Here is a 26,985-nt window from a genome sequence, read left to right as displayed (position 1 = left end):
AAAGCGGGAGAGAGATGATAAAAGACTATGTAAATGTTATGGAAGAGATTGTAGTAACGCTTGTGACGATAGCTATGGCAGGGCCTGAGTATCAAGCTTTTTGTCATTGCGAATCATGCCGTAATGAAATCATTGCAATTAGTTTGAACAATCTTCCAACACATTATGTTGCAACGGATGAAGCACGAAAGCATGCATATGATGCTTTAAACACACCGGAGAATTTAAAGTGGATTAATAAAAGAATCATTAAAGCCATATATGCTGTAGGGAAATATTCTAAGCATTAAGATTTAGGAAGTAATGGGGCTTAAATGATAGCGGTAGGTAACAATTCAAATGAATAATTGTATACATTACTGTGTCTGAATTCATTTAGACACTATTTTATTTTAGGCTGTACGACAAGTGATGAAAATCACTTGTCGTACAGCCCTTTTACGCTTTTTGTACCATTCTAATTCGTTTTCAATTAAATCTCAGTTTGATTTAGTAGACTAAAAAGGTATAAATTTGGCGCTTCTGGTGGAAATGGTGCCCTCGATATTTTCTTATAATCGTAATGAATAACTTCCCATACATATAAGCCAAATTCATTTATTTGGACTTATTGGTTAATCTCATTTAGTTATTAATAGTTTGCTCGATTAGTGATGCATAAGCTTGTGAGCCTGTTTTTGTTAGGTGAACTCCATCAGGAGCAAAGTATTCATTATGACCAGCACTATGTGAATACCAATCGACTAATGTAACATTTTGATTATTAGTAGCTGCCTCTTTTAATGCATTATTAACAACTGATTCCCATGGTCTAGGTACTCGTGTATTGATTAAAATGATCTTTTTCTCGGTCCCAATTGCACTTAAAAGAGAATGTAATTGGGAAGATGAAAATGCTCCATTTGATCCAAGGCCGATAATGATTGTGTCACCAGCTTTTCCGTTTTGTTCAAATTGATGATAAACTTCTTCGGCTTTGGACATTTGACGTCCAACTTTGGCATCAATGTTTATATTTTGGAATTTCTCTTGAAGAAATGGTGCAACATCAAGGACTACAGAATCTCCAATAACATTGATTACTTGATTAGTTTCGTGCTGTGGTACTTTTTGTAATTCTGAATCTTCTTTCGCGTTTCCTTTTGGTTGTTCTTTTATTTCTTTATTATATTTCACGGATGCATCAGTTTGTTCTTGTTTATTGTTGTCAGTTACTATTTCTAACGGACGCGTACTATTTGCTTTTTCTTCCGATGCTTGATCAGTAGGTGTTGCAGCAAGCCCAATGGTTGAGATGAATACAATAATTAAACCACATCCTAGTGCAACCCAACGGCTAGTTGAAAGTTGTTTTAGCTTCCAATTACCTGATTTAACTTTTTTAATAAATTGTTTGATACAACCCCGTCGAATTGGATTCTCAATGTATTTATACGATAATTCTGCAATAACAAAAGTTAATGCGATTTGAAAGGCTATGTGCAACAGGCTTGGCTTTTCTGTATTAACTAGTGGATTAGTTAGTAGAATAATAGGATAATGCCATAAATAAATCCCATATGATCGAACGCCAATCCAACGTAACGGTTTAACGCCTAGCACTTTATTAATGGTACTTGATGGATGTACGATACTAGCAATTAATATTGCTGTTATTATTGAAGCGAGTACCATACCACCAAGGTATAAAAATCCACTATATTGATTTGAAGAATAAATCATAATCAATAAACTAATGAATGAGACGATTCCAATCAAATCCATTGAAAGTCGTAGCTTCTTCGGAATTCTTGCAGAAAGTTTATGACTTGGCCAAACAAATGCTAGAATTGCACCAATTAGTAATGAGAAAGCTCTTGTATCTGTACCATAGTACACTCGGCTTGGATCGACGCCTGGTTTATACATGAATCCCATAGCTAATGCAGATATAGTAGCCATCAAAATAATCAAGATAAGTAGAGGCTTTCTTTTTAACTTGATTGATAAAGCAAGAAAAATAAATAATGGCCAAATAATATAGAATTGCTCTTCAATTGCTAAAGACCAAAAATGTGTTAGTACAGATGGAACACCCATGCTTTCAAAATAAGATAAATCATGGAAAATATACCACCAGTTACTAACATATAAAATTGCTGCCCAAAAATCATCTTGTAGTTTTGCTAAGAATGCTTGGTCGAATAATGTAATCCATGCTGTAATGATGAGCACCATCGTTAGCATACCTGGAAGTAATCTTCTTGCTCGACGAATCCAAAAGTTTTTTAAATCTATGCGGCGAGTTTGCTCCCACTCAATTAAAAGTAAATTAGTAATTAAATAACCTGATAGGACGAAGAAAATTGTTACGCCTAATAGTCCTCCTGAAGCCCAGTTGAAATTAAGATGATAAGCGATTACGGCTAAAACTGCTAATGCTCTAAGTCCATCTAAACCAGGGATATATCGATTTCTTCCTTTAGACATTTTGAGTGCCTCGGTATAGTTTTTCTTCTAGTTGTTTGTTTCCATTATCCCGGTAACATACATATGTTTTTCTGTTCTTCATAGTTGATCCATTCCAATCTAATTGTTATAAATTAAATGCAATTGAACTTGTAGAATATATTTATCCTGTTCAAAATTTTGATAAACTCTTTATAAATTTAAAAATCAAGTTATTAATTAAACGGACGAGTTTGACAAAAAGTTTGATATAGGAAAAAATTATTTGTAATAATATAATTCAACTAAGCAACTTGCATTTTTATTAGAAGAAAAAAAGGTTTTATTCTTTAAAAGTGTTGTTGAACTCTATAAAATATTTAAGAATCATTAATCATTATAAGTTTGAAAACAGAAGATAGTAAAGGATAAACAATTAGAAGAAGAAAAAATCTATGTAGTATAATAGAAATTAAGTTAATGAAAGAATTAGAGGTGAAGGTGTGGAGAAAAACGCAGTAGCAAAAGAAATACTTTCTTGGATTAAACCCATTATATTTGCTGTCGTAATAGTGTTTGTATGTCGCCAATTTTTATTTACGCCAATTACGGTTTCTGGTCAATCGATGGAGCCTACTTTTCATGATAAAAATAAAGTAATCGTAAGTAAAATTAGTAAGATTAAGCGATTTGATACGATTGTATTTCAAAGCAATTTAGTAGACAGTAAATATATTATTAAGAGAGTAATAGGTTTACCAGGTGATACAATTGAAATGAAAAATGATGTTCTATATATAAATGGGAAAGAATATAAAGAACCTTATTTACAAGAGAAAAAAGACGAGCTTGAACCAGGGAAAAAGTTGACTGATGATTTTACGTTAAGTGAGAGAACAGGAAAAACAAAAGTTCCAGAGGGTTCTTTATTTGTACTAGGTGATAATCGACAGAATAGTAATGATAGTAGATATTTTGGATTCGTTAAAGATGAGGCTGTTCTTGGGGAAGTGAAGCTTCGTTTCTTTCCTTTTGATGAAATTGGATTTCCAAAGTAAATAATAATGAGCAAAACGACTATGAGACATAGTCGTTTTTTGTTATATGGATTATGTTCAATCACTTTTCGAATAGCCCTTATATTCTTTTCCCTAAAATAATAAGGTCTCTTTCCACTCCATCTAGCTCTGCTACTTTTGGTAGATGTGCCCATTGAGCAAAACCAAAATGTTTGAATAGGCGAAGACTTGGTTCGTTATGGGCAAAGATAAAGCCAAGTATTGTTTTGATTTGCAATTCTGGGCAGGCATCGATGGCTTTTTGTAGCATTGCTTTTCCTAAGCCTTTTCCTCGAAAATCTTCATGAATGTATATACTAATTTCAGCTGTGCGGTTGTAAGCGGGTCTTCCATAGAATGATTGAAAGCTAATCCAACCGCATTCTTTTCCTTCATATTCAACAATCCAAAGCGGTCTACGGGAAGGTGAGTGTTCGTGAAACCATTTTTCCCTACTTTGTACTGACACTGGTTCAGTATCTGCTGTTACCATTCGTGAAGAAATGGTTGAATTATATATTGCAACAATAGTAGGTAAATCTTCTAATGTAGCATCTCTAACTGTGAGCTCTGTTACCATCTCTTTTTCGCATCCTTTTAGGTGAATTTTAATTAGAGTAACGAATTTCTTCATATTTATCAATTGTTAGATAGTTTAGGTGAACGATTATATGATGAGAAAGTGCATTTTGGGTACCTTTAAATGGAGGGTTGAAAATAAAAAGGCGTCTCAAAAGTGTTTGAATGTCACTTTTGGACGCCTTTCTACTTTGCTAATTACTTTTTTATGTTTCCGCTTTGAATCGTTTTCGAGCGTTGAGGAACTTTATAATACTAACAACGATAGTTTTCGAAACAGCATAGGTTGGAACGGCTAATACCATGCCAAGAACACCTGCGATATTTCCGGCTACAAGGAGCAAAATAATAACTGTTGCTGGATGAATATCTAAGCTTTTTCCAAGTATAAGCGGTGATAATAAGTTCCCTTCAAGTTGTTGAGCAATTACAATAACCACGACTACCAGAAGAGCCTGAACTGGTGAATCAAATAGAGCAATGATTACAGCCGGTGCTCCTCCAAGAATTGGTCCAACATAAGGAATAATATTTGTTACAGCGACTATTAACGCCATCAATAATGCATAGGGTACATCAACAATCCAATATCCAATGAGTGAAAGAAACCCAACGAAACATGCTACTGTTACTTGACCATTAATATATGCTGATAATGTATTTCCTACATCTTTAATGATTACTAATCCTTCTGATCGATAGTTAATCGGGATGAATTTAGAAAGAGCACCAGGTAGTTTATGTCCATCTTTAAACATGTAAAATAGTAAAATTGGTACAGTTACTATTGTGATTGTCGCACTAGTAATAAATCCAAAAAAGCCAATAGCACTATTCGTAATTTTGTTTGGTAAAGTATTTAAGAAATCAGTTAGCTTACCTTGAAGGGTTTCTAATGGAACATAGTCATTAGCAAGGAAATTTTTTAATTCCGCTGAATGAGACATTTTGTCTATGAATACTTCCATTTGTTTAGCATATGTAGGTAAGTCATTTACAAAAGATGTAATTTGTTTTGTGATAATCGGTACGATATTTGCAATGCTAAACCCGATTGCTGCAAAAATAATCACGTACAAAAGCAATATAGATAAACTTCGGTTGAGTTTTAATTTTTTTTGAAACAGCTTTACTACAGGATTAAAGATAAAGAATAGAAATCCTGAAATTAGTAACGGCATGAATAATGTAGAAAAGAAAACTCCAACTGGCTTTAGTAAAAAGGACAGCTGAGTACATAAAAAAACGATTGTTAATATGATAAGAATTTGGATCGTCCAACTCTTAAATTTATCTTTTGACAATTTCCTTTCACCCCTATTTTATACAGAATACTTGTTGTATTTACGTCTGAAGTTGACGTGAAGTTTCATTTTTTAAGTATTTCTTATACTCTCTTTCGTAACTTTATACGTTAGTGAGTAGAAAGACCTTGATTTACAATCCTCTATATAGATCGAATCCTCTCCTAAAGCACTTGAATTTTAGACATATTAATCATTATAGACAAAAGAAGGAGCTAATAGTTGAATTTGAATGATTTTTATTTCGAAATAATACCCCTTTATATTTCCCTAATCATAAAGTTGGTGAAGTTATGAAAAACGACATACATTATGCAGTTTTGAATAGAATAAGGTTTGTTCAAAAATGAGTGTCGAAGTTAATTTCCCGATTATTGCCGTTTTTTCGCTATTTTTGAAGAAAAATCAAGTTTGGCACAAAAATTGCAAAATGAATTATGAATGTTCTGAAAAATATAGAAGTGTTAGGGGATTTGATAGTTATTTTTTTAAATGAGGGGGATTAGATATGCAAGATCAAGTACAATTAAACAAAACTCTTAAATTATGGCAAATTGTTATGATGGGTTTAGCTTATATGACACCGATGGTCGTTTTCGATACGTTCGGAATTATCTCGGGAGAAACAGATGGACATGTTCCTACTGCCTATATCATTGCACTCGTAGGAATTCTATTCACAGCAGCAAGTTATGGAAAGCTAGTAAAAGTCTTTCCAGAAGCAGGATCTGCTTATACGTATACTCGTAAAGCAATAAATGGTCACCTTGGCTTTCTTGTAGGTTGGGCTTCTTTATTAGATTATTTATTTCTTCCAATGGTAAATGCATTATTATGTAGAATTTATTTTACCGCACTATTTCCTAATGTTCCCTCTTGGATTTGGGTTGTAGTTTTCGTAGGGCTTGTTACCTTTCTGAATTTAACCAGTGTAAATATCCTCGCAAACTTTAATGCATTCTTTGTATTTATTCAAGTTGCTATAATGTTAGTTTTTATCGTTCTAGTAATTAAAGGTTTGATGAACGGTGAAGGAACAGGAGAAGTTTTTTCCATACAGCCACTTATCAATGAAGGAATTAATATGTCAACGTTAATAACAGGTGCTTCATTAGTTTGCTTCTCTTTCCTGGGATTCGATGCTGTAACTACTTTATCGGAAGAAACGCAGGATGCAAAGAAGACTATTCCTAAAGCTATATTTTTAACAGCTTTATGGGGAGGAGTTATCTTTATTGTAACTTCCTATTTTATACAATCATATTTTCCAGACATTTCTAGATTTAAACACCCTGATGAAGCGCTTCCAGAAATTGCTTTATATATAGGTGGGAAAATGTTTCAATCTGTAATTCTTGTATTAACGTTTATACCAACATTCGCTTCTGGATTAGCTGCACACGCAAGTGTATCACGTTTATTATATGTTATGGGACGAGATCGTGTTTTTCCTAAGAAATGGTTTGCTTATGTTCATCCAAAATGGAAGACACCAGCTTTAAACGCTATTCTTGTAGGGATTATTTCACTTTCAGCTATTTTCTTCAACTTAACAACAGCGACTTCATTGATTAACTTCGGTGCTTTAATGGCATTCACTTTTGTAAATCTATCTGTAATTAATTATTTTATTATTCGTAAAAAACAATATAAATCTATAAAAGGAATCATCAATTACTTAATCTTTCCTTTATGCGGAACGGTTATGATTGGTCTGTTATGGGCTAATGTAGAAGCTAGTTCCTTAATAATGGGTGTTTCTTGGCTGACAGTAGGTATATTATATTTGATGTATTTAACCAAAGCTTTCCGTGTAGCTCCTCCAAAATATGAAGAGGAAGAAATTCAAATGTAATAGATTACTATTCAAGTGTTTTTGCTAGATAGGCATGAAAGCGTTTTAAATATTGGAAATAACTATTATGAAGAAAAAGCGGCTGTTGTATAAGACAGTCGCTTTTTTACGTTAATATAGTGTATACAAAAATACACTTAATTTTGAATTTTTTTGAAATTGTGTATAGAATAGAGTATTCACAGTTAGTAGCTAAAGGGGATGGTAATATGTTTTCGATTGCTCAGGAAAAAATCAGGCCGATTATCTCCATTCATCAAGAGGGGTTAGAAAGTATTAATCATATTGATTTAACGATTATGAAAGAACCTTATATCTTTCTGACGGAATCAAATGAAATAGTTTCTTATGTTCATGTGGGTAATTTGATATATGATCGAAAAAGCTTGAAGAATGTAAATGGAAGTATGCTCCTTGAACATGCAAATAGTATTGAAAGTTTAGGTCAGCTTAATCAAGAACAGCCACTTTCATTATCTACATTGTTTCAAATAATTGGGGAGCCTATAGCAATTATTAAAGAAAGTAATCAAATGATAGGCTATATTCGTAGGGAAGAGCTAATAGCGGAATTATTTAAACAGGAAAATGAAAGTGTAGATTTATTGAGAAATATTTTAAAGTCTATTCCTATGGGGATTTTTGTTGTTAATAAAGAGCATAAAATAATAAATTGTAATGATTCTGGATTGAAGATGGTTCGGTCTACGTCGGAGAAAGTTCTGCAACATAGTGCTGATGAGTTTTTTTCTTCAGAACATATTAAAAAGGTTTTCACTACTGGAAAAAGCATTTTAAATGAAATTCAAGTTAAAGGTGAAATAGGAATTATTGTAGATTATAGTCCAATCTTTAATACAGATAAGAAAGTGAAAGGAATAGCAATTGTAATTCAGGATTTACCAATGGTAGAGCAGATGGCTATGGAAATTGAACATATTAATAATTTAAATAAAGATCTTAATGCCATTCTTTCAAGTATTTATGATGAGATTCTTGTAGTTAATCATAAAGGCGAATTGATGAGATATAGTGATAATATTATCGCAAGTTTTTGGCAAACGGATTTAAAGAATTTAGTGGGGAAGAATATTATTGAATTAGAAGAAAAAGGTATCTTTACTCCATCTGTTACTAGATTAGTAATGGAAAAGAAGAAAAAAGTATCTATTGTTCAAGAAACAAATTCAGGTAATAAAATTCTGTCTGTTGGTAATCCAGTTTTCAATGAGAAGAACGAATTGGATCGAATTATCATTGCGTCAAGAGATATCACAGAAGCAACTCGTCTTAAAACAGAACTGATGGAAATGAAAAAGATTTCCGAACAGTATAAAAAAGAATTAGATGATTTTAAGAACGAGGATCGTTTTGTTAAAAAGCTAGTTTATCGCAGTGATAAAATGTACAAATTAATTAACCAAGCAAGAAAGGTATCTGACTTTTCTTCTACAGTCCTAATCAATGGTGAATCTGGCGTAGGGAAAGAAGTAATCGCTCAAGCTATTCACCAGCTTGGAAAAAGATCCTCCAAGAAGTTTCTTAAATTAAATTGTGGAGCTATTCCTGAGAACTTATTAGAAAGCGAATTGTTTGGCTATGCTAGTGGTTCTTTCACAGGTGCAGATAAGAACGGCAAGGATGGATACTTTAAACAAGCAGATGAAGGTATTTTGTTTTTAGATGAAATTGGTGAGATGCCATTACAGTTACAAGTGAAGTTGCTAAGGGTGTTACAAGAACAGGAAGTTATTCCGGTTGGTAGTACAGTTCCAATTAAAGTAAATGTGCAAATAATCGCAGCGACAAATAAGCGTCTGGAAAAAATGGTTGAAGAGGGTACGTTCCGAGAAGATCTATATTATCGTTTAAATGTCATTCCTCTTTATGTACCGCCATTAAGAGAAAGAACGGAAGATATCGCGGTACTTGCCTTCCACTTTTTACAGCAACTTAATGAAAAATACGATAAAAACTTCCATTTAACTCCCGATGCTGTTAATGTATTAGAGTTTTATTCTTGGCCGGGTAATGTACGAGAGTTACAAAATATTATCGAAAGATTAGTGGTATCAGCGGAAGATCAATCGATAGATGCTGAGTTTGTGAGTCAATTCCTTTCATTAGGATATGACTTTAATAAATCTAAGCCTGTTATTACTAGAGTTGTACCTCTCCAAGAAGCTCTTGATCAAGTAGAAGAACAACTAATAGTGTTAGCGATGAAGCAATTTAAGACAACTACAAAGGCTGCCAAAGCTTTAGGTATCAGTCAGTCCTCTGTTAGTCGTAAGTATCAAAAAATTGTGTCAGAGCAACAATTAAAGATTTGAGATTCGTTTAAAGACTGTTTTTATGAACAGTCTTTTTTGTTTTATTCCATTCAAATGGGTGCTAAGACTTCTTCTTCAACATGGCAGTGAAAACACGTAGAGGAGTAGATGGGAAATTATGCATCGGTAAGAATATGATTAAAGATTCGCTTTATGCAAAAGTGAATAATTTTATTCAGTAAGGAATAAAAAATAAAAACTTACAGAAAGAAAGCCTATAATTATAGGCTTTTTTAATTTGGCACGAGACTTGCAATATAGAATTATGAAAGCGGTAAACATTTAGCTAAACAGCTAATCTTTGATTTAAGTAGTTTTTATAACTATTTATATACAAGGTTATTCTTCGAAGTTCTAGAAGAACGGAAGAACAGACTGTTGATAAATCCAAATAAATATTGAGGAGGATTTTATAATATGAGTAATTCTACAACTACAGCAATCGATTTAAAAATGTATATTAACGGTGAGTGGAAAGCGGCAGAAGGTAGACCAACTATTCCGGTTATCAATCCTGCAAATGGAGAAGTATTTGCACAGCTTCCACAAGGTACTGTTGCCGATGCGAAGGATGCAATTGCTGCAGCACGCCAAGCATTCGATGCAGGCGTATGGTCAGATATTTCAGCACAAGAAAGATCTGAGTATCTTTTAAAAATCGCTGACAAAATCGAAGAATATGCAGAAGAATTAGCAGTATTAGAAACAATGGATAATGGTAAAGCTGCGGGAGAATCTAGCGCAGATGTAAGCGATGCGGCTGCTTGCTTCCGTTATTATGCAGGCTTAATTAAAGCGCCAGATGGTCAAACATATCATGTATCTACGGATATTCAAGCAATGGTTGTTCGCGAGCCAGTTGGTGTATGTGGATTAATCGTTCCTTGGAACTTCCCATTATTAATGAGTGTATGGAAAATCGCGCCTGCATTAGCAGCTGGTAATACAATCGTATTCAAGCCATCAGAAGTAACTCCTGTAACACCACAAAAATTAATTGAAATCATTGAAGAAGTAGGTGTACCTGCAGGTGTTGTCAACATGGTAACTGGAACAGGTGCAGAAGTTGGAAATGCCATTGTAGAGCATGCAGATGTTGATTTAATTTCTTTCACTGGTGGAACAAAAACAGGAAAGCACATTATGAAAACAGCTGCAGACACAATTAAGAAAGTGTCTCTAGAGTTAGGTGGAAAATCACCAAACATTATTTTTGAAGATACAGACTTAGATACAGTTGTGGAATATGGTTTAGGCGGTATTTTCTACGGTACAGGTCAAGTATGTTCAGCGGGTTCACGTATTCTTGTACAAGACACAATCTATGATCAATATGTAGAAGCATTCGTAGAAGGTGCGAAGAAAATTAAAGTAGGTCCAGGAAATGTTGAAGGCGTGGAAATGGGTCCTTTAGTAAGTCAGCAGCATTTGGAAAAAGTACTTGGTTATATCGAAATTGGTAAAGAAGAAGGCGCAACTTTAGCATATGGTGGAAACCGTATTAAAACGGATGGTTTAGAAAACGGTTATTTCGTTGAGCCAACTGTATTCACAAATGTAACGCCAGATATGCGTATCGTACAAGAAGAAATCTTCGGACCAGTTGTTGTGATTCAAAAGTTCAGCACAGAAGAAGAAGCAATCGCTTTAGCTAACGGTACAGTATACGGTCTTGCAGCTGGTGTATTTACAACTGACGGTGCAAGAGCAATGCGTGTCATCCGTAAAATGAAAGCAGGTATCACTTGGATTAATACGTTCGGTCCAACTTTCAATGAAGCACCTTGGGGCGGTTATAAGCAATCAGGTGTAGGCCGTAACTTAGGAACATTCGGTTTAGATGAATTCCAAGAAGTAAAACAAATTAATATTAACTTACAATAAGTTATTTCTCTAAATAATATAAAATGAAAAAACGACTAGGAGTGGGACAAATGGGTATCGATTTACAAACAGAAAAGCAATTAAAAAACAATGAGAACGTTCAAGATTATTTAAATAAGGTTTTAGGCTTAATTGAAAAAGAAACGGTTACAGCTGAAGAAGCAGAATGGATTACAAAAGAAACAGTTAATGGATTTAGAGAAAATGTAAATCCAGGTTTCTTAGAATACCGTAAAACAGTAACTAGTGGAGGACAATTCGCTGCAGTTGAATGGTCTGATAGTGGATCTTGTATTAAAGATTTACAAGGTAAAGAATATATCGACTGTCTAGGTGGATTTGGTATTTACAATGTTGGACACCGTCATCCAAAAGTTGTGAAAGCTGTTCAAGACCAATTAAATCGTCAAGCTTTACACACACAAGATTTATTAGATCCTCTTCGTGCGATGTTAGCAAAAGTTCTTGCTGAAATTACACCAGGAGACTTGAAATATGCATTCTTCACAAATAGTGGTACTGAAAGTGTTGAGGCAGCTTTGAAACTAGCTAAAATGTACAGCGATCGTACAACTTTTATCTCAACTACTAAAGCATTCCACGGAAAAAGCTTGGGATCTCTTTCTGGAACAGCTAAAGGTATGTTCCGTAAGCCATTCCTTCCGTTAATTCCTGGTTTCCGTCATGTAGCATATGGTGATATCGATATGATGAGAAAAACATTCGAAGCATGCGCATTAGTTGGTGAAGATGTTGCAGGAGTTATCCTTGAGCCAATCCAAGGAGAAGGTGGAATCATTATTCCTCCAGCAGGTTACTTAAAAGAAGTTCGTGCTCTTTGTGATGAGTATGGTGCTCTATTAATTCTTGATGAAGTTCAAACAGGAATGGGCCGTACTGGTAAAATGTTCGCAGCAGAATTATTTGATGTTGTACCTGATATTATCTGTCTTGCAAAAGCATTTGGTGGTGGCGTAATGCCAATCGGTGCGGTAGTTGCTAATGAGAAAGTATTCTCTAGCTGGTTTGAAAATCCTTTCATGCATACAACAACTTTCGGTGGAAATCCACTTGGTTGTGCAGCGGCACTAGCAACAATCTCAGTATTATTAGAAGAAAAATTACCTGAAAGATCAGCAGAAGTTGGCGAATATTTCTTAAATGAATTAAGAAAAGCTTCAGTTGGTTTTGAAGATAAAGTATTAGAAATTCGTGGTCAAGGTCTAATGATTGGTATCGAATTCCACAAAGATGAAATTGGCTATGAAGTATCTAAAGGTATGTTTGATAACGGTGTTCTTGTTGCAGGTACACTAATTAATTCAAAAACAATCCGTATTGAGCCTTCATTAAAAATTAGTTATGAAGAAGTTGATCAAGTAGTTAGCATCTTTAAACAAGTTCTTGCACAAGTAGAAGCTTAATAACTCAATATATCTAGCCATGATTCTATTAAAGATAATAGAATCATGGCATCTTTTATTAGTAATAAGATACTAGGCTTTGAATCAGCATACATAGCGAAAAAAGAGGTGGTAGTCGAATGAGTTCAGTTCAAGAAAAATATGAAATTTACCCAATGTACATTAATGGTGAATGGGTAGGTAATGACTATAGTGTTTTTACAGAAGTAACAAATCCAGCAACAAATGCTATTGTGGGCGCTGTGCCAATTGGAGGAGCTGCAGAAGCAAAATTAGCTGTAGATGCTGCTCATCAAGCATTTAAAACATGGTCTAAAACAACTGCAGAAGAACGATCTAAATTGTTAATGAAATGGCATATTCTAATTGAAGAAAATAAAGAAGAGATTGCTAAAATCATGACGATGGAACAAGGAAAACCATTGAAAGAAGCAATTGGGGAAATGAACTATGCTAATAGCTTTATTTCTTGGTATGCAGAAGAAGGAAAGCGTGTATATGGAGAAACGATTCCTGCGTCTAGCCCAAATAAACGAATTCTTGTTAGAAAAGAACCAGTAGGTGTAGTTGCGGCTATTACACCTTGGAACTTTCCAGCTGCTATGATTACACGTAAAGTGGGCCCTGCTCTTGCTGCGGGATGTACTGTTGTTGTAAAGCCAGCATCACAAACACCGCTAACAGCGTTGAAAATGGTTGAACTAGCTCATGATGCAGGTATTCCAAAAGGAGTTATCAATGTAGTAACTGGACGTTCTTCAGAAATCGGTGATGTTTGGTTAAGTGATTCACGCGTAACGAAGCTAACATTTACTGGTTCAACAGAAGTAGGTAAAACATTAATGAGAGGCGCAGCTGACACGGTTAAGAAAATGTCACTAGAGCTTGGTGGTAATGCTCCTTTCATCGTTATGGAAGATGCTAATTTACAAAAAGCAGCTGCAGAAGTAATACTATCGAAATTCCGTAATGCAGGTCAAACATGTATTTGTACGAATCGTATTTACGTGCAAGAAAGTGTAGCGGAAGAATTTATTGGCTACTTTAAGCAAGAATTAGAGCAATTAAAGGTAGGTAATGGTCTTGAAGAGGGCATTGATATCGGACCTCTAATTGATCAAGCTGCTTTAGATAAAGTAGAATCATTTGTTCAAGATGCTGTAGCTAAAGGTGGTAAAGTTGTTTATAGTGGACATGCACCTTCGGCAGACAATGGTTACTTCTATGCACCGACGATTCTTTCAAATATTACAGAGGATATGCTATGTATGACGGATGAAATTTTCGGACCACTTGCACCAGTAGCTACTTTTAAAACAGCAGAAGAAGCAATTGAACGTGCAAACAATTCTAACTTTGGTTTAGCTGCTTATGTATTCACGGAAAATCTAAGCCAAGCCTTTAAACTTTCAGAAGAGCTTGAATACGGTATTGTTGGTGTAAATGATGCACTACCATCTGTTGCTCAAGCGCCGTTTGGTGGATACAAAGAAAGTGGTTTAGGTAGAGAAGGCGGACATTATGGTATTGAAGAATTTTTAGAAGTGAAGTATGTTTCGATTGGATTGAATTAATTAAATAAGTAAGAATTACTGCCTTTTCTTAATGTGAAAAGCTATTTCTTAGCCCCTTGCAATATAGAAGTTCACCTTATAATAAAAACCTCTAGCTAATTCTTCCCCAGATATATCGGGGAGGATAGCTAGAGGTTTATTTGTATGATTATTGATTATAAGGAAGTGTTGCTTCTAATTCAGCTGCTTTTTTATTTTTGTTAATTTTAGGAAATCCTTTAGGAGATAAGCTCAAGGTGATGAAAAGGATGAAAAATTAAAATGAAGCATAATATATAGGAATAGTAGACAGATTTATTGCTTTATATGTTAGAATATCATTTAGCTTTTCGTTGTTTAGAACAAGCGAGTATTTAAAACAAGTAGGAGGGAATTATATGCCTCAAATTATGATTCGAGGAATATCTGTAGATCAAGTTAAACAAATTAGCCAACCATTAGTTGAGGAATTAGCGGAAATTTGCTCTTGTGGAACAGATAATTTCACACTTGAAATTCCACAAGCTACATATATTTGTAATGGAGACGAAATTGCTATGTATCCATTCATTGAGGTTAAATGGTTTGAACGCGGCCAAGAAATTCGTGACCAGTTTGCACAAGCAATTACAAAGCAAGTGTTGTCATTAGGCTTGGAGGAAATTGAAGTAGCCTTTCTTACGTATGAAGAGGATGCATATTACATAAATGGTGAAAGCTGTGCAGAATAAGCACTCAGAAATCCCCGGTGCGAGTTTACCGGGGATTTCATTTTGTTCCAGTGTTAGTGGATTTTCTTATAAAGATTTATCTTGTCTTGCTTCCGTCATTTGTTTCCAAACGGAGCCTTTTGCTTCTTCGCCGTTTTCGATGCGGTCAATCGCCATTTTTACTTGCATAGCTACTTCAAATTCAGGGTCATTCTCTGCCTTTTTTAAGGCAGGTAGAACACTTTCATCCCCTAATTCATACAAGAACATCGCTGCACGCCATCTTACAATTTTGCTTTTGTCAAAAAGCACTTCAGCCATATTTTTCATTGCTTCAGCAAATCCTAAATCAGATAAGCAATCACCAGCAGTTCTTCTAACAGAAGGATTTGTATCTTTTAATGCTTTGTATAGGCCATTTAATACTTGTTTGTCTTCAATCATGCCTAAATATACAACAGCTAATCTGCGAATGGAAACTTTAGTATCTTCAAGTGCTTTCATTAACAAAGGAAGATCATCTATTGTTGGGTCTTCCATTTGTTCAAGTGCTTGATAGCGTTTTTCCCAACTATCATTTTCAAGCATTTCCACTGTTAATTTTATTTTCTCTCTTTTAGCATGGCTTTGCTTAATTTTTGTGTAGGATTGAGCTTCTTGAACAAGATGTTTTAATCGTTCTTCGGGATAAGCAGCGATGATTTCCTCACTTACTTCCGTTCCTATCGTATCTAAATCGCCATAACGTACGCCATAATCCACCCATTTACGCAGAATCACAACATTATCATCGGGCTTTTGTGAATCAGCTATGGCATTGATGAACTGTGAAGGCAAACCGAAGCGCTTTTCAGTCGTTCCATCATTTAGCTTTACTTGCATTGGGATACCCTTGAATTGTTGAATGAATACGGAAACCTCACCAAAATGCTCAAGCATGGTGTTTTCTTGTTGCTGTGAAGATGTCTCTTCACCAAAGACTTGGCGTACTTTTACTAAAAGGTCTTTCCAATCATATTTAGCATTTCGTTCAAGGGCTAGAAAATCCGCAACATGATACACACCTTTAATACCTTCAATATTTAAGATGTCCTGTATTAGTGATGGAGCTTGTTCAGCTTGATCTTTTTTATAGTTATTACTTTGTCCTGCTGGCAATTCTTCTGTTAAATTAATTTTCATTGTATTTGGGCTTGGTGTTGGTTCGATTGATTTTATTTTCATAAAAGTTCACTCCCTTTAGAAAGAATGATTCATAGAAATCATATGTAATCTTATCTTAACCATTGATAAAACTAGAAAGCAAACATCATACATTGTGAAAGGGAAAATAAACGTTGATACTCGCAACATAAGTTGAGGCTGTCCGATAAGTGATGAAAAATCGCCTTTCGAACAGCCTCAATTATATATTTTAATATGTTTGATTATTATAGTTCATATGTCTGTTTTTTGACGAACCATGACAGTCATTATACATTTGATTAATTGCTTCATCAGACATTTCTGGATGCATTCGCTTCATATGAGGCTTCATGTCCTCGTAATTGCTACCCGTATATGAATTATTTTGATTGTTGTTTTCATTTTGATATGATTCTATATCATTATAATTTTCTGTTGTATCTTTATCTGCAAATACTGCAGTTCCTGCACCAACAAGTAATCCTACTCCTACAATTCCAATAGCTAGCTTCTTAAACATATATAAGCAACTCCTTTAGTTTTGGTATTTGTAGTATAGAAAATAATTATCGAGAAATTATGCAGAATGTGCAAAAATATTTTTTTAGAAAAATATTTTAGGTGGATATATCCTTTTGGAATAATAAGAAGAGAGATTTCTGCAACATATGCACAAATCTGCATGAAATATTGATATTTACTCTGTATGATAATAGTAGAAATCGGTAAAGTGGTGATTAATATAAATAAAATAGCATTGAAATTTGGTTTATGGTTTTTAATAGTCATGCTTTTTATTGAAGTGTTTTGTTTTTTTCTTACATTCGAGCATAGTTAGCTCCAGAATTGATGAGGAAATGACAGAATTGCAAGCACGTGGAAATGGTCATCGAGATGTGCTTGAGAATTATTATAATAAAGATACATTACATCATATTGCGTTAATGGAATCAGAAGCTGATACAGAAGTTGCGATAACAGATGAAAATCATAATGTTATTATCGCCTCTGCAAAATTAGACCCAGAAGAATTAAAAATCATTAATATGAAGCCGGAAAGCGTTCCTCGTAATGGTGCTATTTTAGAGAAAAGATGGAAAAGTGAGAAATTCATTTCGACCGTAACTCCTTATTATGTGAATAAGAGGACACAAGGCTACCTTTATATGTTTCGAAGTACCGATCAAGTACAAGTTCTTATTAATGAGTTAAACAATCACTTTATTGCGGCTGCTCTTATAACGGTTACTTTACTTGTTTTAACCATATTATTTTTATCACAAGCATTAACAAATCCATTAATTCGCATGAAGAAAGCAACAGAGAAATTAAGTAAAGGCGATTTTTCTGTACATCTTCCAGAAATGGGGAATGATGAATTAGGAGAGCTTTCACGTTCGATAAAAATATTAGCGAAAGATTTACAACATGTAAAGGAAGAACGCAAGGAATTCCTAGCTAGTATTTCTCATGAATTACGAACACCATTAACCTATGTAAAAGGCTATGCAGATGTGGCTAAACGCCCCAATATTGATAGTAAAGAACGAGAAAAATATTTAGAAATTATTTATGAAGAGTCAGAGAAATTATCAGATATGATAAAGGATTTATTTGATTTAGCGAAGATTGATAAAAATACATTTGTTATCAACCGAACGGAGGTAGAGCTCTGTTCGTATTTGCATACTATTTACGATAAAGTACTGCCAGCTTTTAAGGAAAAGGGAATGGATTTACAAATTAACTGTAATGAACAAGTTTCAGTATATATAGATCCTATGAGATTTGAACAAGTAATTTTTAATTTATTAGATAATGCTATTAAATATTCTGGACCAAATACAGTTACGAATATATCTATGAATAGAATGCGAGACAGTATTGTTATTAAGATTTGCGATCAAGGTAATGGAATTCCTGAAGAAGATTTACCTTATATATTTGAACGCTTTTATCGGGTCGAAAAATCCAGATCACGAGATTCTGGTGGAACGGGTTTAGGACTTTCTATTGTGAAAGAGCTTATAGAAGCGCAAGATGGAATAATTGAAGTAACAAGTCGTTTAAGTGAAGGAACAACATTTACTATTAGGATGAAGGAGATGAAAGAATGAAAACACTTTTACTTGTTGATGATGAACCTCGAATGCTTGATTTATTAACGATATATTTGTCTCCTTATTATTCATGTATAAAGAAAAATTCAGGTTTAGACGCGATTTCTTATATAAAAGAAAATCATGTGGATATTGTTTTATTAGATGTCATGATGCCTGAATTAGATGGATGGAGCACATGTAAAGAAATCAGGAAGTTTTCGGATGTACCTATTATTATGGTAACGGCTAGGAATGAAAAAACGGATATAGTGAAAGGATTAGAAATAGGTGCAGATGATTATGTTACGAAGCCATTTGATGAAGGTGAGTTATTGGCAAGAATGACAGCGGTGAGTAGGCGCCTAAAAAATAATGAAGACAATCGTATTTTGTTTAGAGGTCTTTTATTAGATGAAGATGCTCATGAATTATCTTATGAAAATCAACCGATTCAGCTTACCCCAAAGGAGTTTTCCTTATTTGCGTTATTAGTGAAAAATCCTAATAAAGTATTTTCACGATCGCATTTATTGGAAGTGGTTTGGGGGTATGAAGCCTACACGGAAGATCGAACGATTGACTCTCATGTGAGGAATATTCGCGAGAAGCTTAGACAAGTGAATTTTCCTATAGATGAGTATCTTTCAACTGTATGGGGAGTAGGTTATAAATGGAATGCAAAGAAAGGGGCTATCCTATAATGGATGCCCCTTTCTTGAACCTAAGTCGATGTCTAGCTTCAGAGCCCAGAGACTAGTAAACTTCGATCTCTTCCCTACGATAAGTCAAAATCGAATCGCTTATTGGCTCTTCGTGTTGTCTAGTTCCGAACGCCATCGGCTCGAGGTCATAAGTCGATCAGTCCAGAAGGTTAAAAGCGACCTTCTAGCCAGCTTGCCTTATGCTTGTCGCCGATAAACGGGCGTTCTCCACATTTAGCGGTGTTTCCTTTATCTAAAGGAGGAGAGCTCCAGTTTATACGTCTCTAAACGGGTGCTTGCGCTTATCTTAATGTAATTTGTCTACTTCTAAAAATATCGATGAAATCTTGATAAAGTATCAATAGAATCTGCAAACTTCCTTTGTATAGTTAAGAGGCATTAAAAAACAAACAAAAGGAGTTTGATTATAGATGGAAATTCTTTGGTCGCTTGGATTTACAGTGGCATCTCTTATGGTGATGATTGTAGGATTACGTTGGATGAACAGAAGAAATACTGCAGGTGTAGAAAAAGAATAGAAGAGTCATAGGGATTAGAAGTTGTTGTGTGGTTAAAGGTATAGATGGAGGGTTATATTAGTCTTACATTTGTATTAATTATTAGATTGTTGTAGTAGTTATATTCATTGAAACTCCTTATATTTTTGTAAAATAGTAAATATTTTATAAAATCCCCGAAAATATATAAGTGAATTTATAGAATTATGTTAACATTAAATTATATCAATATACTTTAATGTTAAAGGAGAGGAGTCTTGATGAGGAGGATACTATGTTTTTTTATTGTTGTAGCACTGGCTTTAAGCGTTGGAACGAATAAAACAAGTGCAAATTCTGATTCATTTACTGTAGAAGATTTAATGAAAGTTGCCTACAAATATGAAGGTGTTCCCTATATATTTGGTGGAGGTACAGTAGATGGTTTTGATTGCTCAGGATATACAAAATATGTGTTTAATGAAGTCGGTATATCTTTACCACACAAAGCTGAGAAACAATATGATTTGGGGACAAGTATCAAAAAAGCAGATTTAAAATTAGGTGATTTGGTTTTTTTCTCCGATACATATAAGGAAGGAATCTCTCACGTTGGTATTTATACCGGAAATAATAGTTTTATAAGTGCAACTAGAAGTGGTGGAGTAAGGGTAGATAGTTTGGACTATCCTTATTGGAAGGAAAAATATACAGGTGCTAAGCGTTTGTTTGAAAGTGAAATATATAGGGAGTATACGGATGTAAAAAAGCAACATTTTGCTTATAGAGCTGTTGGTGTATTAAGCTCTAAAGGAATAATTAGTGGTTATGGTGATTCTACTTTTCGACCAGATATCTCAATTACTAGAGGACAGGCTGCTGCCATTGTTAATAGAGTATTGAAAAATACGCCACCAGCTAATCTTAATTCATTTAAGGATGTTTCAGAAGGATATACTTTTGCTAAAGATATAGCTGCTATTAAAAAAATGAATATTATAAATGGTTTTTCTGATGGAACTTTTCGTCCCAATGAAACAATGACGAGAGGACAAATGGCATTCATTATAGAAAGAACATTTCAGCTAAATAAATTAGATATTGATTTTAAATTTACATATTCAGATCCTATCCCTAATTATTCTTTGTATAATACGATTAATAAGATGTATGCGATTGATTTAACAGGAGGATTTAGAACAGATACATATCGTCCAGATGATAATACGACAAGAGCAGATTTTTCAGCGGCTTTATATAGTGGTTTGAATGTAAAGTGAATAGAAGATAAATAAAAAAAGACCGTTCCAAAATGAGTTGTTACTCAATTATTGGAGCGTTTTTTTTGTGCAAAAAAGAAGGATTTGTGAAGGATATAAATGGTGAAAATGGGTGAAAATAATTATATTTAAATATTAAAAAAATATTTTAATAGCGCCATTACAGCTAAAAATAATCAACATACCTATACATGTAGAGAGAACATTCGAAGATTGAAAAAGAAAATTTAAAATTTGCTATTTATAAACTATTTTGCGGATTTAGAATTGCATTGACCTGGAAGCGAACTCTTATATAAGATGGTGATTGCGTGTGAGATTTGTGAAGAATTTAAAAAATTATTTTGAATTAGAAAAATTTCAAACTATTTTGATAAATCGATATTCCAAAAAATAATATTTCAATATAATAAGGAGCACTATTTCAATGGAATTAATAGTCATCTTGATTTCTGTACTTTTATTTATTATTTACGGAGTTATAGAGCAAAGAAATCATCAAAAGAATATAGATTCGATTAAAATTCGAGTAAATGTTAATGGAATCCGAGGTAAGTCAACTGTGACAAGGCTTATTACAGGAATTGTGAAAGAAGCCAGTTATAAAACAATGGGGAAAACAACTGGAACATCGGCTAGGATTATTTATTGGAATCAAAAAGAGGAAGAACCAATTATTAGACGTAAGGAAGGTCCGAATATAGGAGAACAAAGAAAGGTAGTGGCGAAAGCTGCACATATGGGAGTTGAAGCCTTAATTAGTGAATGTATGGCGGTTAATCCTGATTATCAAATTACCTATCAAGAGAAAATGGTTCAAGCCAATATTGGTGTAATTGTTAATGTTCTAGAAGATCATATGGATGTTATGGGGCCTACTCTTGATGAAGTTGCTGAAGCATTTATCGCTACAATACCACATAATGGATATCTAGTTACAATTGAATCCCCGTACTTAGAATATTTTAAGCAAGTGGCACGTGAAAGAGGAACTGAAGTTATTGTTGCAGATAATGACCGTATTACAGATGCTTATTTAAGAGAATTTGATTATATGGTTTTCCCTGATAATGCAGCTCTTGCGTTAGGTGTTGCAAAAGCATTAGATATTCCTGAAGATATTGCATTTAGAGGTATGCTAAACGCTCATCCAGATCCAGGTGCTATGAAAATTAAGAAGTTTGGGCAACCGGGGGCAGTTTCTTACTTCGTTAATGGATTTGCAGCGAACGATGCGTCATCAACACTTCGTATTTGGGAAAGGGTTGGGGAGATTGGATATCCTGTAGAGAATCCCATCGTTATTATGAATTGTCGCCCTGACCGTGTAGATCGTACTGAACAATTTGCTAAGGACGTACTTCCTTACATTCCTTGCGCTATTTTAGTGTTAATAGGTGAAACTACATCTCCTATCGTAAAGGCATATAATGATGGCTTAATTCCAGCAGAAAAACTTATGAATCTTGAAAATCAAACGACAGAAGAAATATACAGTCAACTTATGCCGCAAATACCAAATCGCATGATATATGGTGTTGGAAATATTCATGGTGCTGCAGAGCCTTTAATTGAAGAAATAGAAGAAATTAAATTTGTAGAGAAAGCAAGTTAGGGTGAGATTGAATGTTTGGAACGGATTTATATGTAGCTCTTATATTGGGCGTGTTATTAAGTTTATTGTTTACTGAAAAAACAGGTATAGTGCCTGCTGGTTTGGTTGTACCGGGTTATTTAGGATTAGTATTTGACCAACCTGCAATGATGCTTATGATTATCGTTATTAGTTTATTAACCTATTTAATTGTAACGTATGGTATATCAAAAGTTGTTATTTTATACGGTCGTCGAAAGTTTGCAGCCATGCTCACAGTGGGAATAATTCTTAAATTAATTTTTGATTATTTTTATCCAATTATGCCATTTGAAATTTATGAATTCCGAGGAATTGGTGTAATTGTACCTGGGTTAATTGCAAATACAATTCAAAGACAAGGTTTACTAGTTACCTATGGTAGTACGTTATTGATTAGTGGAGCAACGTTCTGTTTAATGCTTATTTATAATTTATTCTAAGGTGTATAACATGAAAAAAAAATTAAACTTCAAAGAAAAAATACTTCGTTTTACAAAGAAATCGAAAAAATGGACGCATAAATATGTATGGATTGTTACTATTGCATGTATATGTCTCATGCTTGCATTGACGTGGATGGATCGTAGATCTATAGTCTCTGCTGTTAGTGAAAAAGATGACAATGTAATTACTGCAACAATGGTTGGAGACATTATGTTCGGTCGTCATGTTGAAAATATAGTTAATCGAAGTGGATATGAGTTTCTATTCCGTCATGTAAATCAGTATTTTCGTAATTCTGATTATGTAACAGGGAATTTTGAACATCCAATATTAGATAATCCTGAACAATATACAAAGCAGGATAAGAAGATTCATTTATATACGAAAGAAGATTCTTTAAGCGCTTTAAAAAATCAAAATTTTTCTGTTCTAAATTTAGCTAATAACCACCAAATGGATTATTCATCAGAAGGCGTATTAGCTACTTTAAAGGCCTTCCAAGGACAAAATCTAGCTATGGTTGGAGCCGGTGAGCATGAAGAAGGAGCTAAATTAATAGATTACCAAACTATAAAAGGAAATGTTATTGCAACACTTGGCTTTACTGATTCATATGTTGATGGTTCAAGAGCCACAATCAATACACCCGGCGTCCTAGCTGCAAAGCCAGAAATCTTTATACCTCTTATTAATGAAGCGAAAAAAAATGCAGATTTAGTTATTGTAAATGTTCATTGGGGACAAGAATATGAAACATCAGCTTCACCTAGACAAAAAGCATTAGCAAAAGCTATTTCACATGCTGGAGCAGATATCATTGTAGGTAGTCATCCTCACGTTCTGCAGTCAATTGATCGCTATAACAATACAATTATTTTTTATAGCTTAGGTAATTTTATTTTTGACCAAGGGTGGTCATCTACTAGAGAATCAGCCATCGTTCAATATAAATTAGATGCAAATGGTATAGCTAATTTTGAAATTACCCCTTTACTTATTAAGGAAGCTACTCCTACCCCATTAAAAAGTAATGATTTCTATCATAAGAAGAAAATCTTTAAACGTTTAACGAAAGAATCACCAGATACTATTAACTTCACTGAAAAGGATGGAAAGCTAACATTTTCAGTTGACTACAATGAAATGTTAGAAAAACAATGATGAAGAAAAAAATTGTTCTGGTTGTTGTAATTCTATTAAGTTTATTGGTTATTGGTGTAGTGGTTATTCAAAAAGTTGATCAACAAAAAGGTGGAAAATTATTCAAGGTGTTCAATGGTTTTGAAAGTAGTAAAACAATAGAAGAGAATAAGAGCTACGGAGTTAGTTCTTCTAATAAACTAGCTGTAGAAGTGGGTATGGAAGTTTTGGAAGCGGGAGGAAATGCCGTAGACGCTGCAGTAGCCGTTTCATATGCACTTGGTGTAGTTGAACCATATGGTTCGGGAATTGGTGGTGGCGGCGGAATGCTAATTGTTCCGAAAAACAAAGAAGATGCTACTTTTTTTGATTATCGAGAAACGAGTCCGCAATCATCCCAAGCTAATGAAAGTACTATAGGTATGCCTGGTTTTGTACGTGGTATGGAAACCGTTCATGAAAAATTCGGTTCTATGCAATTGGCTGATTTACTTGCACCATCTGTAAAGCTAGCTGAAGAAGGTTTTATTGTGGATAACACACTAGTTAAAAGGCTTTCTAAAGCTCAATTTAGATTACCAATTGAAAAGCTAGCTACATTCTTTCCAGAAGGAAAAGTACTTGAGGCTGGAACCAATTTAAAACAACAAGAATTAGCGACTACTTTAAAGAATTTGCAAAGAAATGGTGCAGAAGTATTTTATGAATCATTCATAGAAAATCAAATTGTTAAAAATGTGAGTGGGATACAGCAAGAAGATATACGAAATTATGAGGTAGTCGAAAGAAAACCAGTATATGGTAAGTTTCTTGATTACAATGTAGTATCAGCTCCACCTCCGTTTTCTGGCACGACTTTAATCCAATCTTTAATGATGGCAGAGTTAATGAATATAGAAGCACCAACTAATAATTCAGCTGATTATATTCATAAGATAGGTCAAATAACAAATCGAACATATATGGATCGACTAAAATATAATGGTGATCCAAAGTTTTATAAGTTTAATAATCAAAAAATGCTCGAGCCTAGTTATATTGAACAAATGTTGAAAGATATGTCGAATGATGATTATAGTAAGAGCAATGATTTTAGTGAAGCATTCCAAGATGAAGAACATGTAAGTACGACTCACTTTGTTGTAACGGATAAAGACGGTACTGTTGTTTCGGTAACTAATACATTAAGTAATTTCTTTGGATCAGGTAACTATGTGAATGGTTTTTTCCTTAATAATAGCTTGAGTAATTTTAGTACTTACAAGAAAAGTATTAATTATCATGAGCCAGGAAAAAAATCACGAACATTTACCGCACCGACTGTGCTATGGAATGAAGAAAAAACGATTGGAATTGGAAGTCCAGGTGGAAGAAGAATTCCGTTAATGATAACGGAAGTTTTGCTTCGTCATTTGATGTTTAATGAATCACTTCAAGATTCAATTAATCAACCGAGATTCTTCGTTGAAGATAACATGGTTTATACAGAAAAAGAACTTTCATATGATGAAATAAAAGAGCTTTACAAACATAATTATGAAGTTACGTTAAAAAATTCTCCAGAGTTTTTTGGGGGAGTTCAAGCGTTAGTAATTGATTATAAAAATCACGAAATTTATGGAGCTGCTGATGCCCGAAGGTCCGGGACTTGGAAGGTTCAGTAATAAAGTAAGGAGTATCCAATGACAGCTAATTTGATAAAAATCTCTATCGGGTTAATTCCAGTTGTGATAATTGCAGGCTTTCTCTTTATAATGTCTCACTTTAAATATCAGGATGTTTTGTATAAATCTGAAGTTGAGAGTATTAAATATCATAGTAATCTAATGTTAATTGAAAGTCTTAAAGAATAAAAGAGTTATTGTTTACAGTTTAGAGGCTGTCTAAAGAGAAGAAAGGTTCTCTTGGATAGCCTCTTTTCTGCTTTAAATAAAGCGAGCTACCTTTTTAGCCATATATAAGTGCTACAGTTATAAATATATTGTAAAGTAGATTAATAATGATTCTGCAAAAGTAGGTGATGGCATGAAGAATATTTTTACAATCGGAGAAATATCGAAGCTACATAATATTTCAATTAAAACATTACGGTATTATGATGAAATTGGACTGTTTAAACCAATTGAAACAAATCAAACGAATGGTTACCGTTATTATTCAACAGAACAGTTTGAGCAATTGAATATCATAAAATACTTGAGGGCTCTAGGGTTATCATTGAAAGAAATTAAAACCCAATTCGAACAGGGGAGCTTAGAGAATTTTGTACATTTATTAGAGCACCATAAAGAGAGAACAGACCAGAAGATTAAGGAGCTACAGTTAATTAGTACTCGTTTTCAAAATCGTATAGAGGAATTAATGGCTGTTAGGCAAATAAAAGAATTGGGTGTAGTGAAATTAAAGAAGATAGAAGCTAGAAGAATGGTAGCTATACAAGAAAATATATTCTCGGAACACCAGTTAGAATTAACGCTAAAGGGATTAGAAAATAGCTTTAATTTAGAGCCATCCTTATTTATAGGAAGAGTTGGTCTTACAGTTTCTGTCCATAATTTAAGCAAGCATCTATTTAATGAGTATAGTTCTGTTTTTATTTTATTAGAAGATCATCACTATGATGGGGATTGTAGCATGGAGTTACCACAGGGGGACTATGTATGTATTAATTTTAATGGGAAGCGTGAAGATTCCAAGCATTACTATCATATGTTGCTGAAATATATCGAAGATCATCATTTAAAGATTAGGGGTGACGCGATAGAAAGAATGATTGTTGATGAATTTATATCAAAGGATGAAAATGAATATTTAACAGAAATTCAAATACCTGTTACGTAGTTGATTCTCCAGTAGTGGGAGGGTTTAAACTG

At 33.9% G+C, this 26,985-nt stretch carries 22 protein-coding genes; 17 read left to right on the top strand and 5 right to left on the bottom strand.

The genetic code is table 11. From position 1 onward, the window contains the following. Window positions 1-14 precede the first annotated feature (14 nt). A complete protein-coding gene (locus TX86_RS21725) occupies window positions 15-290 on the top strand; it encodes a late competence development ComFB family protein (protein WP_042352134.1) in 276 nt (91 codons plus the stop codon). Between the two features lie 334 nt (window positions 291-624). Here the strand turns inward: TX86_RS21725 and TX86_RS21720 are convergent, their stop codons facing one another. After that, window positions 625-2,469 (bottom strand): acyltransferase family protein, encoded by a 1,845-nt coding sequence (locus tag TX86_RS21720; RefSeq protein WP_042352132.1) that lies wholly within the window; start codon window positions 2,467-2,469, stop codon window positions 625-627. A 461-nt stretch (window positions 2,470-2,930) separates the two neighbouring features. On the opposite strand from TX86_RS21720, the gene lepB reads away from it, so the two are divergent. Further along, window positions 2,931-3,485 carry a signal peptidase I gene (gene lepB / locus TX86_RS21715; RefSeq protein WP_042352131.1) on the top strand — a complete coding sequence of 185 codons (555 nt, stop codon included), beginning with the start codon at window positions 2,931-2,933 and terminating at the stop codon, window positions 3,483-3,485. A gap of 79 nt (window positions 3,486-3,564) precedes the next feature. Here the strand turns inward: lepB and TX86_RS21710 are convergent, their stop codons facing one another. Continuing rightward, the gene (locus TX86_RS21710) at window positions 3,565-4,065 is read right to left on the bottom strand and encodes a GNAT family N-acetyltransferase (protein ID WP_042352130.1); all 501 of its coding nucleotides are present in this window, start codon (window positions 4,063-4,065) and stop codon (window positions 3,565-3,567) included. A gap of 205 nt (window positions 4,066-4,270) precedes the next feature. Further along, entirely contained in the window at window positions 4,271-5,368 is a 1,098-nt protein-coding gene (locus tag TX86_RS21705) for an AI-2E family transporter (RefSeq protein ID WP_042352128.1), read from the bottom strand. 508 nt (window positions 5,369-5,876) lie between these two features. Here TX86_RS21705 and TX86_RS21700 point away from each other — a divergent pair. From TX86_RS21700 to TX86_RS21675, 6 genes are all read left to right on the top strand, one after another. Next, the gene (locus TX86_RS21700) at window positions 5,877-7,223 is read left to right on the top strand and encodes an APC family permease (protein WP_042352126.1); all 1,347 of its coding nucleotides are present in this window, start codon (window positions 5,877-5,879) and stop codon (window positions 7,221-7,223) included. A gap of 209 nt (window positions 7,224-7,432) precedes the next feature. Then, entirely contained in the window at window positions 7,433-9,556 is a 2,124-nt protein-coding gene (locus TX86_RS21695) for a sigma 54-interacting transcriptional regulator (RefSeq protein ID WP_042352124.1), read from the top strand. 417 nt (window positions 9,557-9,973) lie between these two features. Next, complete coding sequence (locus tag TX86_RS21690) at window positions 9,974-11,440, top strand: aldehyde dehydrogenase family protein (RefSeq protein WP_230203706.1); 1,467 nt, start codon at window positions 9,974-9,976, stop codon at window positions 11,438-11,440. Window positions 11,441-11,490: 50 nt separating this feature from the next. Beyond that, window positions 11,491-12,864 carry a putrescine aminotransferase gene (locus TX86_RS21685; protein WP_042352123.1) on the top strand — a complete coding sequence of 458 codons (1,374 nt, stop codon included), beginning with the start codon at window positions 11,491-11,493 and terminating at the stop codon, window positions 12,862-12,864. A 155-nt stretch (window positions 12,865-13,019) separates the two neighbouring features. After that, window positions 13,020-14,438 (top strand): NAD-dependent succinate-semialdehyde dehydrogenase, encoded by a 1,419-nt coding sequence (locus TX86_RS21680; protein WP_042352442.1) that lies wholly within the window; start codon window positions 13,020-13,022, stop codon window positions 14,436-14,438. A gap of 377 nt (window positions 14,439-14,815) precedes the next feature. Continuing rightward, window positions 14,816-15,148, top strand: coding sequence for a DUF1904 family protein (locus TX86_RS21675; RefSeq protein ID WP_042352121.1), 333 nt, complete (start codon window positions 14,816-14,818; stop codon window positions 15,146-15,148). 66 nt (window positions 15,149-15,214) lie between these two features. Here TX86_RS21675 and TX86_RS21670 read toward each other — a convergent pair whose 3' ends face one another. After that, window positions 15,215-16,351: a conserved virulence factor C family protein gene (locus tag TX86_RS21670; protein WP_042352118.1), complete on the bottom strand. Its 1,137-nt coding sequence runs from the start codon at window positions 16,349-16,351 to the stop codon at window positions 15,215-15,217. Between the two features lie 190 nt (window positions 16,352-16,541). Beyond that, on the bottom strand, window positions 16,542-16,832 hold the full coding sequence (locus TX86_RS25955) for a hypothetical protein (RefSeq protein WP_052343826.1): 291 nt from the start codon (window positions 16,830-16,832) through the stop codon (window positions 16,542-16,544). 337 nt (window positions 16,833-17,169) lie between these two features. Between TX86_RS25955 and TX86_RS21660 the strand changes: the two genes are divergently transcribed. The 9 genes from TX86_RS21660 to TX86_RS21625 all read left to right on the top strand — a co-directional run bounded on the left by TX86_RS21660 (window position 17,170) and on the right by TX86_RS21625 (window position 26,953). Beyond that, window positions 17,170-18,429 carry a HAMP domain-containing sensor histidine kinase gene (locus TX86_RS21660; RefSeq protein WP_230203705.1) on the top strand — a complete coding sequence of 420 codons (1,260 nt, stop codon included), beginning with the start codon at window positions 17,170-17,172 and terminating at the stop codon, window positions 18,427-18,429. After that, a complete protein-coding gene (locus TX86_RS21655) occupies window positions 18,426-19,115 on the top strand; it encodes a response regulator transcription factor (protein ID WP_042352117.1) in 690 nt (229 codons plus the stop codon). Before TX86_RS21660 ends, TX86_RS21655 begins: the two co-directional genes overlap by 4 nt. Window positions 19,116-19,893: 778 nt before the next feature. Beyond that, complete coding sequence (locus TX86_RS21650; RefSeq protein ID WP_042352116.1) at window positions 19,894-20,892, top strand: C40 family peptidase; 999 nt, start codon at window positions 19,894-19,896, stop codon at window positions 20,890-20,892. Window positions 20,893-21,319: 427 nt separating this feature from the next. After that, window positions 21,320-22,507: a poly-gamma-glutamate synthase PgsB gene (gene pgsB, locus TX86_RS21645; RefSeq protein ID WP_042352114.1), complete on the top strand. Its 1,188-nt coding sequence runs from the start codon at window positions 21,320-21,322 to the stop codon at window positions 22,505-22,507. Between the two features lie 11 nt (window positions 22,508-22,518). Next, window positions 22,519-22,968, top strand: a complete 450-nt coding sequence (pgsC, locus tag TX86_RS21640) for a poly-gamma-glutamate biosynthesis protein PgsC (RefSeq protein WP_042352113.1) — start codon at window positions 22,519-22,521, stop codon at window positions 22,966-22,968. Window positions 22,969-22,978: 10 nt separating this feature from the next. Then, a complete protein-coding gene (locus TX86_RS21635) occupies window positions 22,979-24,133 on the top strand; it encodes a CapA family protein (protein WP_042352111.1) in 1,155 nt (384 codons plus the stop codon). Further along, complete coding sequence (locus TX86_RS21630; protein ID WP_230203704.1) at window positions 24,130-25,776, top strand: gamma-glutamyltransferase family protein; 1,647 nt, start codon at window positions 24,130-24,132, stop codon at window positions 25,774-25,776. Before TX86_RS21635 ends, TX86_RS21630 begins: the two co-directional genes overlap by 4 nt. 18 nt (window positions 25,777-25,794) lie before the next feature. After that, window positions 25,795-25,965, top strand: coding sequence for a hypothetical protein (locus TX86_RS27920; protein WP_500676235.1), 171 nt, complete (start codon window positions 25,795-25,797; stop codon window positions 25,963-25,965). A gap of 172 nt (window positions 25,966-26,137) precedes the next feature. Then, on the top strand, window positions 26,138-26,953 hold the full coding sequence (locus TX86_RS21625; RefSeq protein ID WP_042352107.1) for a MerR family transcriptional regulator: 816 nt from the start codon (window positions 26,138-26,140) through the stop codon (window positions 26,951-26,953). Window positions 26,954-26,985 lie beyond the last annotated feature (32 nt).

The sequence above is a fragment of the Bacillus massiliigorillae genome, from assembly GCF_000380245.2.
Taxonomy (GTDB): Bacteria; Bacillota; Bacilli; order Bacillales; family DSM-1321; genus Bacillus_AD; species Bacillus_AD massiliigorillae.
This window is presented reverse-complemented; position numbering and strand designations above follow the sequence as displayed.

Bases quoted from the DNA above. Each gene is read 5' to 3' on its own strand.
- TX86_RS21670 (WP_042352118.1), bottom strand. From the start codon at position 16,351: ATGAAAATAAAATCAATCGAACCAACACCAAGCCCAAATACAATGAAA.
- TX86_RS21630 (WP_230203704.1), top strand. From the start codon at position 24,130: ATGATGAAGAAAAAAATTGTTCTGGTTGTTGTAATTCTATTAAGTTTA.
- pgsB (WP_042352114.1), top strand. From the start codon at position 21,320: ATGGAATTAATAGTCATCTTGATTTCTGTACTTTTATTTATTATTTAC.
- TX86_RS21680 (WP_042352442.1), top strand. From the start codon at position 13,020: ATGTACATTAATGGTGAATGGGTAGGTAATGACTATAGTGTTTTTACA.
- TX86_RS21720 (WP_042352132.1), bottom strand. From the start codon at position 2,469: ATGTCTAAAGGAAGAAATCGATATATCCCTGGTTTAGATGGACTTAGA.
- TX86_RS21650 (WP_042352116.1), top strand. From the start codon at position 19,894: ATGAGGAGGATACTATGTTTTTTTATTGTTGTAGCACTGGCTTTAAGC.
- TX86_RS21655 (WP_042352117.1), top strand. From the start codon at position 18,426: ATGAAAACACTTTTACTTGTTGATGATGAACCTCGAATGCTTGATTTA.
- TX86_RS21725 (WP_042352134.1), top strand. From the start codon at position 15: ATGATAAAAGACTATGTAAATGTTATGGAAGAGATTGTAGTAACGCTT.
- TX86_RS27920 (WP_500676235.1), top strand. From the start codon at position 25,795: ATGACAGCTAATTTGATAAAAATCTCTATCGGGTTAATTCCAGTTGTG.
- TX86_RS21660 (WP_230203705.1), top strand. From the start codon at position 17,170: ATGACAGAATTGCAAGCACGTGGAAATGGTCATCGAGATGTGCTTGAG.
- TX86_RS25955 (WP_052343826.1), bottom strand. From the start codon at position 16,832: ATGTTTAAGAAGCTAGCTATTGGAATTGTAGGAGTAGGATTACTTGTT.
- TX86_RS21710 (WP_042352130.1), bottom strand. From the start codon at position 4,065: ATGGTAACAGAGCTCACAGTTAGAGATGCTACATTAGAAGATTTACCT.
- TX86_RS21625 (WP_042352107.1), top strand. From the start codon at position 26,138: ATGAAGAATATTTTTACAATCGGAGAAATATCGAAGCTACATAATATT.
- pgsC (WP_042352113.1), top strand. From the start codon at position 22,519: ATGTTTGGAACGGATTTATATGTAGCTCTTATATTGGGCGTGTTATTA.
- TX86_RS21675 (WP_042352121.1), top strand. From the start codon at position 14,816: ATGCCTCAAATTATGATTCGAGGAATATCTGTAGATCAAGTTAAACAA.
- TX86_RS21700 (WP_042352126.1), top strand. From the start codon at position 5,877: ATGCAAGATCAAGTACAATTAAACAAAACTCTTAAATTATGGCAAATT.
- TX86_RS21635 (WP_042352111.1), top strand. From the start codon at position 22,979: ATGAAAAAAAAATTAAACTTCAAAGAAAAAATACTTCGTTTTACAAAG.
- TX86_RS21690 (WP_230203706.1), top strand. From the start codon at position 9,974: ATGAGTAATTCTACAACTACAGCAATCGATTTAAAAATGTATATTAAC.
- TX86_RS21685 (WP_042352123.1), top strand. From the start codon at position 11,491: ATGGGTATCGATTTACAAACAGAAAAGCAATTAAAAAACAATGAGAAC.
- TX86_RS21695 (WP_042352124.1), top strand. From the start codon at position 7,433: ATGTTTTCGATTGCTCAGGAAAAAATCAGGCCGATTATCTCCATTCAT.